Source organism: Kitasatospora sp. GP30 (assembly GCF_029892145.1).
GTDB lineage: Bacteria > Actinomycetota > Actinomycetes > Streptomycetales > Streptomycetaceae > Kitasatospora > Kitasatospora acidiphila.
Window position 1 is genome coordinate 1 of the sequence record NZ_JARZAH010000048.1, and the last position, 14,813, is coordinate 14,813.

General features: G+C 73.3%; 8 protein-coding genes and 4 tRNA genes. 7 read left to right on the top strand and 5 right to left on the bottom strand.

Features of this window, described 5'->3' with window-relative positions; genetic code table 11:
- Window positions 1-45: 45 nt before the first annotated feature.
- The 5 genes from P3T35_RS35955 to P3T35_RS35975 all read left to right on the top strand — a co-directional run bounded on the left by P3T35_RS35955 (window position 46) and on the right by P3T35_RS35975 (window position 8,669).
- On the top strand, window positions 46-8,070 hold the full coding sequence (locus tag P3T35_RS35955; RefSeq protein WP_280709251.1) for a type I polyketide synthase: 8,025 nt from the start codon (window positions 46-48) through the stop codon (window positions 8,068-8,070).
- Window positions 8,071-8,326: 256 nt separating this feature from the next.
- Window positions 8,327-8,399, top strand: a tRNA-Trp gene (locus P3T35_RS35960).
- Between the two features lie 34 nt (window positions 8,400-8,433).
- A tRNA-Leu gene (locus P3T35_RS35965) sits at window positions 8,434-8,506 on the top strand.
- 5 nt (window positions 8,507-8,511) lie between these two features.
- Window positions 8,512-8,585 (top strand) — tRNA-Leu (locus P3T35_RS35970).
- Window positions 8,586-8,669: transfer RNA gene (locus P3T35_RS35975), tRNA-Gly, on the top strand.
- 39 nt (window positions 8,670-8,708) lie between these two features.
- Here the strand turns inward: P3T35_RS35975 and P3T35_RS35980 are convergent.
- Complete coding sequence (locus P3T35_RS35980; RefSeq protein WP_101378486.1) at window positions 8,709-9,626, bottom strand: DUF2797 domain-containing protein; 918 nt, start codon at window positions 9,624-9,626, stop codon at window positions 8,709-8,711.
- A gap of 135 nt (window positions 9,627-9,761) precedes the next feature.
- On the opposite strand from P3T35_RS35980, the gene P3T35_RS35985 reads away from it, so the two are divergent.
- On the top strand, window positions 9,762-11,066 hold the full coding sequence (locus tag P3T35_RS35985; protein ID WP_280709255.1) for an MFS transporter: 1,305 nt from the start codon (window positions 9,762-9,764) through the stop codon (window positions 11,064-11,066).
- A 97-nt stretch (window positions 11,067-11,163) separates the two neighbouring features.
- On the opposite strand, the gene P3T35_RS35990 is transcribed toward P3T35_RS35985, so the two are convergent.
- On the bottom strand, window positions 11,164-12,063 hold the full coding sequence (locus tag P3T35_RS35990; RefSeq protein ID WP_280709257.1) for an SURF1 family protein: 900 nt from the start codon (window positions 12,061-12,063) through the stop codon (window positions 11,164-11,166).
- Window positions 12,064-12,239: 176 nt separating this feature from the next.
- Here P3T35_RS35990 and P3T35_RS35995 point away from each other — a divergent pair, with 176 nt between their 5' ends.
- Window positions 12,240-12,599, top strand: coding sequence for a UBP-type zinc finger domain-containing protein (locus tag P3T35_RS35995; RefSeq protein ID WP_101378485.1), 360 nt, complete (start codon window positions 12,240-12,242; stop codon window positions 12,597-12,599).
- A 26-nt stretch (window positions 12,600-12,625) separates the two neighbouring features.
- Here P3T35_RS35995 and P3T35_RS36000 read toward each other — a convergent pair whose 3' ends face one another.
- From P3T35_RS36000 to P3T35_RS36010, 3 genes are all read right to left on the bottom strand, one after another.
- Complete coding sequence (locus P3T35_RS36000; RefSeq protein WP_180356261.1) at window positions 12,626-13,120, bottom strand: hypothetical protein; 495 nt, start codon at window positions 13,118-13,120, stop codon at window positions 12,626-12,628.
- A 161-nt stretch (window positions 13,121-13,281) separates the two neighbouring features.
- Entirely contained in the window at window positions 13,282-14,295 is a 1,014-nt protein-coding gene (locus tag P3T35_RS36005; RefSeq protein ID WP_101378484.1) for an NAD(P)/FAD-dependent oxidoreductase, read from the bottom strand.
- Window positions 14,292-14,807, bottom strand: coding sequence for an isoprenylcysteine carboxylmethyltransferase family protein (locus P3T35_RS36010; protein WP_101378483.1), 516 nt, complete (start codon window positions 14,805-14,807; stop codon window positions 14,292-14,294). Before P3T35_RS36010 ends, P3T35_RS36005 begins: the two co-directional genes overlap by 4 nt.
- Window positions 14,808-14,813 lie beyond the last annotated feature (6 nt).

The following is a 14,813-nucleotide window of genomic DNA, read 5'->3' on the forward strand; positions in this document are numbered from 1 at the left end:
GGCGTCGACGAGATCCAGGCGGAGTCGCTGGAGGCGGTGCTGCCGGTGCTGTCGTCGTACCGGCAGCGGGTTCGCGAGCAGTCCGCGACCGACCACTGGCGCTACCGCATCACCTGGGACGGCTTCACCCCGCCGACGGCCGGGCGGCTGTCCGGCACCTGGCTGCTCGTCGTTCCGGCCGGGATGACCAACCCGGAACACACCGGCGCCGCCAGTGCGTTCGACGCGTTGGTCCGGGGTCTGAACACCGCTGGTGCCGAGGTCGTCACCATCGATGTCGATCCGGCGATCGTCGACCGCGGCGGCCTCGCGAAGCTGATCGGTGACGCCGGGGTCGGTATCACCGTCACCGGCGTGCTCTCCTTCCTCGCGTTGGACGAGCGGCCGCACCCGGCTGGGGAGAGCGTCGCGGCGGGCCTGGCCGGCACCGCGAACCTCCTTCAGGCGCTCGGCGACGCCGGTGTGACCGCACCCCTGTGGGCCGCCACCCGAGGCGCGGTCGCCGTGACCGGCGGCGAGGAGCTCGCCAGCGCGGTGCAGGCACAGGTATGGGGCCTGGGCCGGGTCGGCGCGCTGGAACACCCCGACCGCTGGGGCGGGCTGATCGACCTGCCCGCGGCCGCCGATGACCGCACCGTCGCCCTCCTGACCCGCGTCCTCGCGACCAGGGGCGGCGAGGACCAGGTGGCGCTGCGACCTTCGGGGGCCTTCGCCCGCAGGCTGGTCCGTGCGCCGCTGGACCACCTCGGCACCGCCCGGACCTGGGCGCCGACCGGCACCGTCCTCGTCACGGGCGGGACCGGCGCGCTCGGCGCACACGTGGGCCGCTGGCTGGCACGCAACGGAGCCGAGCACGTGCTGCTGGTCAGCCGGCGAGGCCCGGCCGCACCCGACGCTCCCGAGCTGGAAGCCGAACTGAGCGCGTTGGGCGTCAAGGTGACCGTCGCGGCGTGCGACGTCTCCGACCGCGCCGCGCTGGAGCTGCTGCTCGCGGAGGTGCCGGCCGAGCACCCGCTGACGGCGGTGGTGCACACCGCCGGCGTGCTCGACGACGGGGTCCTGGACGCGCTCACACCCGAGCGGTTCGACCAGGTGCTGCACGCGAAGGTCGACTCCGCCCGCCACCTACGGGAGTTGACCCGGGGCACCCCGCTGGACGCGTTCGTCCTGTTCTCCTCGCTGGCCGGGACCCTCGCCTCGTCGGGCCAGGGCAACTACGCTGCGGCCAACGCCCGTCTGGACGCCCTCGCGCAGCAGTGGCGCGCGGAGGGCGCGCCGGTCACGTCGATCGCCTGGGGCAACTGGGGGAGCGACGGCATGGCCGGCGGCGATGGCATGCAGCAGCAGATGCGGCGCCACGGCGTTCACCCCATGGACCCGGAGCTCGCCGTCGCCGCCATGCACCAGGCGGTGGAGAACGGTGACTGCTGCCTCGGCATCGCCGACATCGAATGGCAGCGCTTCGCCCCGATGCTGACCTCCGCCCGGCCGAACCGCCTGATCGAGCGGATACCCGAGGTGCGTGAGGCCCGGGAGTCGTCCGCTCCCGACAGTGGCGCCGACGAGGAGAAGCTGCCGCTCGCCCGTCGACTGGCCGGCCTGAGCGGCGCCGAGCGGGCGCGGACCCTGCTGGACCTGGTGCGCACCCACGTGGCCGGAGTCCTCGGCCACGAGTCGCCGGACCTGGTGAGTGGGAGCCTCGCGTTCAAGGAGTTCGGCTTCGACTCGCTGACCGCCGTGCAGCTCCGCAACCAACTGGGCGCCGCCACCGGCCTGCACCTGCCCGCGACCCTGATCTTCGACTACCCGACCCCCGAGGCACTGGCGGCGCACCTGGGCCGGGAGCTGGTGGGCGAACAGGACACCGGAGCCCAGCTCAGCGCGCCGGCCTCGGTGGCGGTGGACGAGCCGATCGCGATCGTGGGCATGAGCTGCCGCTTCCCCGGTGGCGTGCGGTCGCCCGAGGACCTGTGGCGGGTCGTGGCCCAGGGCATCGACACGGTGTCCGGCTTCCCGGCCGATCGTGGCTGGGACCTGGACCGGCTGCGCGACCCGGACCCCGACGCCGAGGGCACCTCCTACACGCACGAAGGCGCGTTCCTCAGCGACGTCGCCGAGTTCGACCCGGGGTTCTTCGGGATCTCGCCGCGTGAGGCGCTGGCGATGGACCCGCAGCAGCGGCTGCTGCTGGAGACCTCCTGGGAGGCGTTCGAGCGCGCCGGCATCGACCCCGCCGCGGTGCGGGGCAGCCGGACCGGCCTCTTCGCGGGCACCAACGGCCAGGACTACCTTCCGCTGTTCGCCGACGGAGCCGCCTCCGGGCTCGAGGGTTTCCTGATGACGGGGAACACGGCGAGTGTGATGTCGGGCCGGGTGTCGTACGTGTTCGGTCTGGAGGGGCCGGCGGTGACGGTGGACACGGCGTGTTCGTCGTCGCTGGTGGCGCTGCACCTGGCGGCGCAGGCGCTGCGCTCGGGCGAGTGCGACCTCGCGCTGGCCGGTGGCGTGACCGTGATGGCGACGCCAGGCGCGTTCGTGGAGTTCTCGCGGCAGCGCGGTCTGGCGGTTGACGGTCGGTGCAAGGCGTTCGCGGATGCGGCGGACGGCACGGGCTGGGGCGAGGGCGTCGGCATGCTGCTGGTCGAGCGGCTATCGGACGCGGTGGCGAACGGCCACAACGTCCTTGCGGTGGTACGGGGTTCGGCGGTCAACCAGGACGGTGCGTCCAACGGTCTGACCGCGCCGAACGGTCCCTCCCAGCAGCGGGTCATCCGCCAGGCGCTTACCGGTGCCGGGCTGTCCGGTTCCGAGGTCGACGCGGTCGAGGCCCACGGGACGGGGACGCGGTTGGGTGACCCGATCGAGGCGCAGGCGCTGTTGGCCACCTACGGTCGGGAGCGGTCGGCCGACGAGCCGCTGTGGCTGGGGTCGGTGAAGTCCAACATCGGTCACACCCAGGCGGCGGCCGGCGTGGCCGGTGTCATCAAGATGGTGATGGCGATGCGCGAGGGCGTGCTCCCGCAGACCCTGCATGTCGATGAGCCGTCGACGGAGGTCGACTGGTCGGCGGGTACCGTCCGGCTCCTGACGGACAATCAGATCTGGCCTGACCGTGGCCGGGTGCGTCGGTCTGCGGTGTCGTCGTTCGGTGTGAGTGGGACGAATGCGCACGTGATCCTGGAGCAGGCGGAGGAGCCTGCGGGGGTGGCGGAGGCGGGGGCTGTGGTTGGGCTTCCGGTGGTGCCGTTGGTGGTGTCGGGCAAGTCTGTGGAGGCGGTGCGGGGTCAGGCGGCGGCGCTGTTGGAGTGGTTGGAGGCCGAGCCGGGGCTGGGGCTGCTGGACACGGCGTTCTCGCTGGCGACGTCGCGTTCGGCGTTCGAGCATCGGGCGGCGGTGGTGGCGGCGGATCGTGGTGAGCTGCTGGCTGCTCTGGGTGGGTTGGCCTCGGGTGCGGTCGGGGTCTCGAGCGCGGTGTCTGGGCGCTTGGGGGTGGTGTTCTCGGGTCAGGGTTCGCAGTGGGCGGGTATGGGCCGGGAGCTGGGTGAGGCGTTCCCGGTGTTCGCGCGAGCCTACGAGGAGGTGTGCACGCAGCTGGGTGTCGAGCTGCCGCTGGATGACTCGATCAACCAGACCGAGTTTGCGCAGCCGGCGATTTTCGCGTTGGAGGTGGCGCTGTACCGGTTGTTGGAGTCGTGGGGTGTGACGGCTGGGGTGTTGGCCGGGCATTCGGTGGGTGAGATCGCGGCGGCGCATGTGGCGGGGGTGTGGTCGCTGGAGGACGCGTGCGCGCTGGTGGTGGCGCGTGGCCGGTTGATGCAGGCGCTGCCGACCGGTGGCGCGATGGTCGCGGTCGGCGGGTCCGAGGACATGGTCCGCGAGGTGCTGGCGCAGGTCGAGGGTGTGTGGGTGGCGGCGGTGAACGGCCCGTCGTCGGTGGTGCTGTCGGGCCTTGAGGAGCCGGTCCTTGCCGCCGCCGCGAAGCTTGCGGAGCTGGGGTGCCGGACGCGGCGTCTGACGGTGAGTCATGCGTTCCATTCGGGTCTGATGGATCCGATGTTGGAGGAGTTCGCGGGCGTCGTGGCCGGGTTGGAGCTGCGGGAGCCGGTACTGCCGCTGGTCTCCACGGTGACCGGCCGGGTGGAGTCGGAGTTGTGGACGCAGCCGCAGTACTGGGTGCGCCAGGTCCGTGACGCGGTGCGTTTCGCTGATGGCGTTGCCGCCATGCTGGACTTGGGTGTTGGCAGCTTCGTCGAGGTCGGCCCGGACGCGGTGCTGTCCGGCATGGTCGCGGAGTGCCTGCCCCAGGACGGCCCGGCCCGCGCTGTGGTGCCGACGATGCGTTCGGGGCGTGACCAGGTGCGCGGCGTGGTGGAGGCGCTGGCCCGCTTGCATGCCGCCGGCACCCCGGTCGCGTGGGGGACGTTGTTCGAGGGCACCAGCGCCCGCCGCATCGACCTGCCCACCTACGCCTTCCAACGCCGCCGCTACTGGCCGGAGGCATCCGGCGCAGGGGCCAAGGACGCGACCGGCCTGGGACTGGAGGCCGCCGCCCACCCGCTGCTCGGCGCGGCGATCGAGGTCGCGGACAGCGACGAGCTCCTCTTCACCGGCCGCCTCTCCCTTGCGACTCACCCCTGGCTGGCCGACCACACCGTGCTCGGTGCCGTCGTCATGCCCTCGGCCGGATTCCTGGAACTTGCCATCCGTGCCGGCGACCAGGTCGGCGCAGCTCTCGTCGAGGAGTTGACGCTGGAGGCGCCGCTGGTGCTGGGCAGGGGCGCCAGCGTCCGGTTGCAGGTCCTGGTGTCGCAGCCGGATGCCACCGGCAGCCGCGGCGTGGTGATCCACTCACGCCCGGATGGTGTCGCCGACGAGCCGTGGACCCGGCACGCGAGCGGTGTGCTGGCGACCGACGGCCCGGCCGATGGCGCCGACCTGACCCAGTGGCCGCCCGCCGGGGCCGAGCCCGTGGACCTCGACGGGTGCTATCAGCGCCTCGCTGACTCGGGTTTCGCCTACGGGCCCGCGTTCCGGGGGCTGCAGGCCGTCTGGCGCCTCGGCGACACGGTCTTCGCCGAGGTGGCGCTGCCGGAGCAGATCGCCTCGCAGGCCCGGTCGTTCGCTCTGCACCCGGCGCTCCTGGAGGCTGCCCTGCAGCCCGTGTCGCTGCTGACGACGGGCGACGGCGAGGGCCGGCGGGGGCTGCCTTTCTCCTGGAGCGGCGTCTCGCTTGGCGCTGCCGGTGCCACCAACCTGCGGGTGCGGCTCACTCCGGCCGGGCCGGAGACGCTGTCGCTGGCGATCGCCGACGGAACCGGGCGGTCGCTGGCCACAGTTGAGTCCCTCGCGCTCCGCCCGGTCCGGGCCGAGCAACTCGCCGCCGCCGGAAGCCCGGCACAGCAGTCGCTGCTCGAACTGACCTGGGTGCCGCTGCCGGTGTCCGACGCGACGGCACCGGACGCGGTCGGGTCGTGGGTGACCGTCGGTGGCGCCGAGGCCGTGCGACTCGCGCAGGCCGCGCGCACCGCCACCCCCGCCCGGTCGACCGAAGGTTTGGTCGTCGTTCCCGACCTCGCCGCGCTGGGCGAGCACGTGGCCGCAGCCGGTCGGGTGCCGGAGCTCGTGCTGCTCCCGGTTCCCGCGACGCATGCCCCGGACGCCCGCACCGCGGCAGCCGCGACGGCGGCCGTGGGCTGGGCCACGGAGGCCGTGCGGGCCTGGCTGGCCGACGAGCGCCTCGCCGGCGCACGGCTGGTGTTCATCACACGCGGTGCGGTGGCCACCGGCGTGGCCGACGGCGCCGTGAATGCGGTCGGGGCCGCGGTGGTCGGACTCGTCAGGGCAGCGCAGGCCGGCAACCCCGGACGCTTCGGTGTCCTCGACCTCGCCGACGAGCCGTTCGACGGCGCCGTCGCGGCCGCGCTCCTGACCGCTGACGAGCCCCAACTGGCGGTCCGCGCGGGCACGGTGCTCGCACCGAGGCTCGCCCGACTGCGCGCGCGAGCGGATGACGCCCCGCGACCCGCACTGGCGTCCGAGGGCACCGTGCTGGTCACCAACGCCGGTGGGGCCCTGGGACGGGAGGTGGCCAAGGAGCTGGTGACCGCCCACGGCGCACGCCACCTGCTCCTGGTCGTCGGCGACGAGCACGAGCTCGCCGACGAGCGCGACCCCGCCGACGAGCACGAGCTCGCCGACGCGGGCGACCTCGACAGCGCGGTGGCGGCCGAACTGCCGGGCGCAGGTGTGCTGGTGAGCCGCGCGGTCTGCGACCTCACCGACCGCACCGCGCTCGACCGGCTGCTGCAGGACATCCCCGCCGAGCACCCGCTGACCGCCGTGGTTCACCTGCCGGGGGCCGAGGGGCCCGGCGCGGTCGCCGAGCAGGCCGCCGAGGCCGCGCAGCGCCACCTGGAGTCGCAGATCGCCGCAGCGGAGAACCTGGACCTGGCCACCCGCGGTACCGAGCTGTCCGCCTTCGTTGTGTTCTCCGCCACTGCGGGCACGCTCGGCTGCTCGGACCGGGCCGGCGTCGGCGTGGTCGGCGCGTTCCTGGATGCGCTCGCCCACCGGCGCAGGGCGGCCGGCCTGGCGGCGACGTCGCTCGGCTGGGAGCTGCCGGCCGGGGCCGACCGGTCGATGCCGGAGCCGTGGACGGCCTGGCTGGGTGCCCACGACGAACTCGGGCTGCTCGGTGCGGCGATCGGGAGCGGGCTGCCGACCGTCCTGGCGCTGCGGCTGCGTGCCAAGAGCCGCGCGGCGTCGGACCACTCGACTACGGTGCCGGCGCTGCTGCGGGGCCTCGTGCGGGCGACGGCACGCCGTGCCGCGTCGGCCGGGACTGTGCCGACGGTCGAGGACCTCGGGCGGCGGCTGGCCGGCCTGCCGCAGAGCGAGTGGCCGGCCGTGCTGACCGATATCGTCTGCGGCCAGGCCGCCGCGGTGCTCGGCTACGGCGCCGGCGACGCGGTCCAGGCGGAGAAGGGGTTCATCGAGCAGGGCTTCGACTCCCTCACGGCCGTGGAGTTGCGCAACCGGCTGAACGACGCGACGGGTCTGCGCCTGCCGTCGACCCTCGTGTTCGACTACGCGACCCCGGCGGCGCTGGTCCAGGGCCTGTCGGCGGAGCTTGCCGCCCAGGGCCCGGCCGGACTCGCGGGCGGCCCGGCGGTGAAGCAGCCGAGCGGCTCGGCAGCCGTCGGCACCGTCGCACCGGCTCCGGCCTCGGCACCCGACGGCTATCTGGCCTCGATGTTCACCAAGGCCTACGAACTCGCGAAGCTGGAGCACGGCCTCGACCTGCTGATCGCGGCCGCCAGGATCAGGGAGAAGTTCGAGGACCCGGCACAGGTCGCCCGGACCTCGGACCTGGTGACCCTGGTGTCGGGGCCGGACGAGCCGGCGATCGTCTGCTTCCCCACCTTGGGCGCGCTGTCCAGCCCGTACCAGTACGCGCGGTTCTCCGCGCCGCTGGGCGGCCGACGCGAGGTGCTGTCGCTCCCGCTGCCCGGCTTCGTCAAGGGCGAGCTCCTGCCCGCCGATCTGGGGGCGATCGTGGAGCAGCAGGCACAGGTGATCGAACGCCGCTTCGGGGATCGCCCGTTCGTGCTGCTGGGTCACTCGTCCGGCGGCTGGACGGCGTCCGCGGTGGCGAGCCGGCTGGAACGGAGCGGCATGCGGCCGGCGGCACTGGTGCTGCTGGACACCTACGCTCCGGACAGCCCGCCGCCGGCATCGATCCAGTACGGGTTCATCGACACCATGCTCGACCGCGGTGATGTGTTCGGCACCATCGACGACACCCGGTTCAGCGCGATGGGCGGGTACTTCGACGTGTTCGCCGAGTGGCAGCCGGTGGCGCTGACGGTGCCGACCCTGCTGGTCAGGGCGCAGGACCCGCTGCGGCACTCGTCGGCCGAGGCCGGTGAGGCCGAGGAGTGGCGCTCGTCCTGGCCGCTCCAGCACGAGGCGTTGACCGTCCCGGGCCACCACTTCAGCATGCTGGAGGAGTACTCGGAGGACTGCGCCGTCGCCGTCCACGACTGGCTGTCCGCCACCCTCGGCGCCTGACGCCCAACGAGGCGACCGGGCTCCCCAGGGGCGGCGTGTGAGGGCGGGCCAACCGGCCCGCCCTCACACGTCTTTGAGCCGGGCCAGCGTGTTGTGCGTCCGTCCTCGTCCTGCGCGGTCGCTCCGATATTCCGTCGACCGCGGCGCCCCGACTGCCTACTCTCGTAGCACACGCACGCGTTGAGCGCTGGGACGCAAGCGGGGCTGTAACCCCTGCTCCTACGGGATGGCGAGGTTCGATTCCTCGGCAACGCACTGGTCTGTAGCTCAGGTGGTAGAGCGTCCGCCTCCAAAGCGGAATGTCGCGGGTTCGAATCCTGCCGGGCCAGCAGGTGGGCGCACGCCAGCGTGCGCCCAGCACTTGGCGTCGTACCCCAACGGTAGAGGGAGTCGGTTCAGGACCGGCGCAGTGTGCGTTCGAATCGCACCGACGCCACGCGAGGCGCTGTAGCCCAACTGGGAGAGGCGGCGGTCTGAGGGGCCGCAGGTTGCAGGTTCGAATCCTGTCAGCGCCACGGAGGATTGGCCGAGCTGTAAGGCAGCGGCTTGCCAAGCCGTCGTCGGGGTCACCCGCGCAGGTTCGATCCCTGCACCTCCGCCTCGTAGGCCGGTGAATGCGGCGTCAAGTGTCCGGTGGGTCAGAAGAGTTGGTCCTGCTGGGACTCGGCGGGCAGGAGCTGGAGCGGAGCCGTGAAGTCGGCGTCGGGTGCGCAGCGCAGCAGCTGCCAGCCGGCCAGCAGCCGTACGTCCAGCAGCACCGTGCCGGCATCGGTGGCCAGGTAGAGGTCGCTGCCGATCCGGCTGACGATGGTGCCGGCGAGCTGCTGCCCGGGTGCCAAGGGACGCACCGCTGCCACTGGGCGCAGGCCGTCCTCGGGCAGGGGGTAGAGGTGTGCGTGGTCGGTGATCACCGGGGTGCGACGGGCCTGCCCGGGAGGCCAGTTGAGGCCCTGGCAGTCCCCGATCGCGGCAGCCACGGCGGCCTCGCGCCCGGCGGGGGTGCCCGGCCGGGCGCGGGCCCGGCGCTTGCGGCTGCTGCTGACCCGGTCGGGCAGCCCCAGCGCCGCACCGAGTAGCCGCTCGACCCGGCGCGCGGCCGGCAGCGATCCGGTGGAGAGGACGACCGAGGCCAGCGCGCCCTGCTCGAGGAGGCGTGCCGAGCCGCGCTCGGTCCTGCTGATCCCGACCTTGATCAACTCGCCGTGGTGGGCCAGGTACACCGCGTACTCGCGCTTGTCGTCCAGCAGACTGGTGTCGGTGGCAACGGAGTTGGTGGCCGCCAGCGCGCCGCACGCCTCGCACTGCGCCCGGCGGGCGGCCGGGGCGAGCGGGGCGGTGAGCGGGCATTCGATCCGTCGGCCCGCGTGCCGGACGCCCACGCAGCGCCGGTCCGCGCCCACCAGCACGGCCAGCCGACCGCCGGCCGGGAGCGGACTCAATCGCGGTGCGCGGCCGGCGGGTGCGTCCCACTCCAGGGCCACCTGCTCGTCGGGCGTCCAGCGGAGGCCGATCGGGCGCCAGGCGGGCCCGGACCCGGGCCGCTCGCTCCCGTTCATGCTCCTCCGTCCGGCTCGCACTGTCGCAGTTCTGCTACAGAGGGGAACTCTACGTCGGACACGGACGATTCGAGGTCGCTAGGGTGGCGCGCGGTATCAGGCGATCTTGGTGGGGGTTGAGATGGAGCAGGCGCTGTGACGGAACCGGCGACGGATGTGCGCGAAGCCGAGCCGGAGCTCGGCAGTCCGAGCCTGTGGCATCAGCGGGATTTCATGCTGCTGTGGGGCGGCCAGACGGTCAGTGAGATGGGCTCGGCAGTCACCCAGATCGCGCTGCCGCTGCTCGCGGTCGTCGTGCTCAAGGCGAGCACCTTCCAGGTCGGTTTGCTGACCGCGGCCACCACGGCGGCGTTCGCGCTGATCGCGCTGCCCGCGGGCGCGCTCGTGGACCGCGGCTCCAAGCGGTCCATCATGGTCGCCTGCGACCTGCTGCGCCTGCTGCTGATCGGTTCGCTGCCGCTGGCGGCGGCCCTCGGCGGTCTGACCATGACGCAGCTCTACCTGGTCGCACTGGCCGCCGGCGTGTGCACGGTGTTCTTCGACGTCTCCTACCAGAGCTACCTGCCGTCGCTGGTCCGCACCGAGCAGCTGATGGACGCCAACGCCAAGCTCGGGACCACCAGCGCCTTCTCACAGCTCGGCGGACCCAGCCTGGGCAGCGGGCTGGTGGCGGCATTCGGGGCGGCGGGTGCGATGACGGCCGACGCGATCTCCTACGCGGTCTCGGTCGCGTCGATCCTCGGCATCAGGAAGCGCGAGGAGCCGCCGCCTGCGCGGCGGCCGGAGGAGACACTGCGCAGCCAGATCGCCGAAGGACTGCGATTCGTCGTCCACCACAAGATATTGCGGAGGATCGTGGCGTGCACGGGCATCTCGAATCTGTTCAGCGGCGTGAACACGGCGCTGGCGATGGTCTTCCTGATCCGGGTGCTGCACGTGCGGCCCGCGTTCACCGGATTGATCATGGCGGGTGGGGCCATCGGCGGTATCGCCGGCGGCATGCTCGCCGGCCGGCTGGCGAAGCGGTTCGGCTCGGCTCGGATCATCTGGATGTCCGCGCTGTCGTTCAGCGCCCCGCAGGCCATCGCGGCGGCGGCCTGGCGCGGCTGGGGAGTGCTGCTCGTCCCGCTGGGCTGGAGCATCACCTACTTCGCGGTGATGGTGTACAACATCGCGCAGGTCAGCTACCGGCAGTCGGTGACGCCCCCTGAGCTGATGGGGCGGATGAACGCGGCCGTCCGCTGGGTCGTCTGGGGCACCATGCCGATCGGCGGCATCCTCGGCGGGCTGTTGGGCACGCTGATCGGGGTGCGGCCCGCACTCTGGGTGGCGGTCATCGGGTTCTCGGCGGCCGGCTGGTTCGTGTTCTTCTCCCCGCTCCGTCACCTGCGCGATGTTCCCAAACCCGAACCCGAACCCGCGCCCGTCGTCACGAGTTGATGCCGCGCGCGGAACCCCGCACCAGCCGCCGCAAAACGATGAGGCCGCAGCTCGTCGAGAGCTGCGGCCTCAGCACGGTGAACACCGTGCGCGCGTACTAGCGCTGCGCGGGGTCGGACTCGGCAGCCGGGACCGGGGCCTTGTCGGGGTCCGGCGTGGGGCCGGGCTCGTCTGCCGGGTCGTCCGGGGCGGGGCCGGCTGCGGCGGCTTCGTCGGCGGCCTGCTTCTCGCGGGCCTCGCGGAGGTCGCGGCGCAGCATGACGATCCAGCCGGCCGGGATCAGCGCGGCGAACAGCCACCACTGGATCGCGTAGGGCAGGTGCACGCCCTTGCCGACCACCGCGGCGTCGCCGGTGGAGGTGACATTGGGGCCCGGCACGTGCTCGGCCTCGTCGGCGCCCGGCGGGGTGGGGTTGGTGGAGACCAGTTCCAGGTAGCCCGCGACCACCGGCTGCTTCAGGCGCGCGGCCTGCTCGCTGCTGTTGATCCGCATGAACATCCGGTCCGGCAGCCCGCGCTGCTCGCGCCGGAAGGTCTCGTCGGGCCGCAGTCGACCGGTCACCGTGAGCTCACCGGAGGGGGCCGGCGGCACCGTCGGGTAGCTGGTGGCGTCCGCGTTCGAGGCGACCCAGCCGCGGTTGACCAGCACCACGTCGCCCGCGTCGGTGACCAGCGGGGTGACCAGGTAGTAGCCGACCGTGTCGCCGGAGGCGTCGGTGCGCTGGCGGATCACGAACTCGTGCGACGGGTCGTAGTGTCCGGTCGCGGTGACCGAGCGGTACGTCTCCGCGGCGGGCACCGTCCCGCCGGGGTGCGAGATCACGTCCATCGCGACCGGCGGCGCCTGCATCGCGGCGGAGGTCGCGGTGTTCTGCCGGTTGGTCTGCTCATAGCGGTGGTACTGCCACCGTCCGAGCAGGAACATCGCCGGGATGATCGCGAAGAAGACGAGGGTCAGGATCACCCAGCGCCGGGTCAGGAGGATACGGAACAGCACTGGACGACGCTATCTCCCTTTACCTCTCCGCCACGAACCGGCCCCGGCGCAATGCACCGGAACGCCGGGCCGAGGGGTGGCGCGGGGTCGGCGGAACCGCCCTGGTGCCGGGGATCCCGCGCTCCCGCAGGCCCGGCTCCCGACGGGTCGCTACGCTGACTGAGGAGGTGTCAGTGATGAGTGGTGACAGAACGATCCCCGGTATCGACCCGAGCGTGCCCCCGAGCGGCGAGGGATGCGTGGAATGCCTGGCGGCCGAGGGGTGGTGGTTCCACCTGCGCCGGTGCGCCGCCTGCGGTCACATCGGCTGCTGCGACTCCTCACCGGCCCAGCACGCCAGCGCGCACGCCCGCGCGGCGGGCCATCCCTTCCTGACCAGCTTCGAACCCGGCGAGGACTGGTTCTGGAACTTCGAGACCGAGCAGTTCTACGACGGCGGTCCGGCGCTGGCCGACCCGACCTCGCACCCGGTCAGCCAGCCCGTCCCGGGACCGGCCGGCCGCGTCCCGGCCGACTGGGAGCAGCGGCTGCATTGAACCGCGCGCGCCAGTAGGCCCGTGGCCTACTGGCGCGCGCGGGACGGCCGATGGCGGCGGCCGGTGCCCCTCGCCGGTCGGCGCCAGGTGAGCAGCAGCCCGGCCAGGGCGGTGGCGGCGGCAACGCCCTCGGCGATGGCGGATGCGGTCTTCTCGGGGTACCAGATCGGTTCGTACATGTTCGGCAGGGGACCGATGGCCCCGACATCGTTGTAGCGGTACACCAGTACGGCCGCGACACCCGCGCCGGCCACGGCGAAGGCGAGCAGCCAGGCGTACCGGTGGCGTCGCAGGACGAGCAGGAGCAGGGCGGCGAGGGCCGCTGCCGCGGCTTCGGCCCGGAAGAGGCCGCCCTGGCTGACGGTGGCTTTGATCGGGTCGTAGGACTGGGCGAGGTCGGCGTGCACATAGGCGTCGACGGCCAGCCCGGCCGCGGTGAGCAGGCTCAGCAGCCACAGCACGGCGGCGGTGCGGGATCGGTGCGTGGCGGGCGGGTGGACCTCGGTGGTGGCGGCGGCCACGGCGGCGTCTCCTTTCCGCGTGATCGCTTCTCGGAGAACGGTGAGCTGCGCCCGACCGTCGCGGAGGGGTTCGCCGGGCCCGGCGGCAGGGGCGTTCTCCGTTTGGTACGCGCCGGCCCGAACGCCGGTTCATCGAGGCGCCGGCCGAGCTCCCGCCCCGCTCAGGAGAGGCGGTTGACCAGCGCGGAGAAGAGCGGCGGCAGGTGTGCCGCGGCCGGGACGATGTGCGGTGCCAGCGCCGACCGCCCACGGGTCCACATCAGCGCGTGGGTGAGGAGCCGGTGGCGGCGGGTCACGCTGCGCCAGGCCCGCTCGTAGGCCTCGGGGCGGTCGGCTCGGACGCAGCCCACGAGGGCCGCCGCGCCGGCCAGGGCGAGGGAGAGGCCCTCGCCCGTCAGCGCGTCCACGTATCCGGCCGCGTCGCCCACCAGCAGCACCCGTCCGGCCACCCGGGCGCGCACCCGCTGCCGCATCGGCCCCGCTCCACGCACCGGGCCCGCCGCGCCGGTGGGCAGCCGGTCCAGGAGGGCGGGGAAGGCGGCGAGGTGCTGCTCGAAGGAGCCGCGGCGGGAGGTCAGTACGGCGACGCCGACCAGGTCCGGTGCCAGCGGCGTGACGTAGGCCTCGGCCGAAGGCGACCAGTGCACCTCGACGCAGTCGGACCACGGGGCGACCGCGAAGTGCCTGCGCAGACCGTGGCGGCGAGGGCCGTCCACCGGGCGGTCGAGCCCGAGCCCGCGTCTGATCGGCGAGTGGAGGCCGTCGGCGGCGGCGAGGTACCTGGCCCGCAGTCCCGCCGCGGACACCGAGGAGCCGTCCTGGCGCACGCCGTCCACCAGCACCGGCAGCACTCGGATGCCGAGCTGCCGGGCCCGGTGGGCGAGTGCCGCGTGCAGGTCGGTGCGGCGCACACCCAGGCCCGGCTCGCCGCGGAACCGGGCCTCGGCCTGGTGGCGGTCGTCGAGGTAGCGGATGCCGCGCAGCGGCTGTCCCGTGACCTGGACGCCGAGTCCGGCGAGGGCCTGCGCGCCGTGCGGCATCAGGCCCTCGCCGCAGGCCTTGTCGATCGGCGTGCGGCGCGGTTCGGCGACGACGACCTCCAGCCCGGCGCGTGCGGCGTGGATGGCGGTGGCCAGGCCGGCCGGGCCGCCGCCGGCCACGATGAGGTCGATCACCCTGGTGCGGCCAGGGTCAGGGCGGCGTTCTCGCGGCGCATCCGGGTGACCAGCAACGGGACGTTGATCAGGGTGGACCCGCTTGCGGTGAGCCAGCCGGTGCGGACCAGCGGCAGCGCCACGCCTTCGAGGACCACGGCGAGGTAGTTCGGGTGACGCAGCCACCGGTAGGGGCCGCGCTCCACCAGGGGCAGGCCGGGAACCACGATCACCCGGGTGTTCCAGCGGGGCCCGAGCGAGGCGATGCACCACCAGCGCAGCGCCTGGCCCGGCAGCACGGCCTCGAAGGCCGGCCGGCCCAGCCAGGGCAGGAACGGCCGGTGCACCAGTGCGGTCTCCAGCAGGCAGCCGGCCGGCAGCCCGGCATGCAGCACGACCATGACCGGGTAGCGACCGGCGCCGTGCGCCACGCCGCCGCGGGCGCGGCTCCACCGCGTGTGCCGCTGGGCGGTGACCAGCTCCGCGAGGCGCTCCAGGGCGACCAGGAGGACCAGGACGCTGTAGGGGGTCATCGCCGG

Coding starts and splice junctions, on each gene's coding strand:
- P3T35_RS36010 (WP_101378483.1), bottom strand. CDS start 14,807: ATGACCCCCTACAGCGTCCTGGTCCTCCTGGTCGCCCTGGAGCGCCTC.
- P3T35_RS35995 (WP_101378485.1), top strand. CDS start 12,240: ATGAGTGGTGACAGAACGATCCCCGGTATCGACCCGAGCGTGCCCCCG.
- P3T35_RS35980 (WP_101378486.1), bottom strand. CDS start 9,626: ATGAACGGGAGCGAGCGGCCCGGGTCCGGGCCCGCCTGGCGCCCGATC.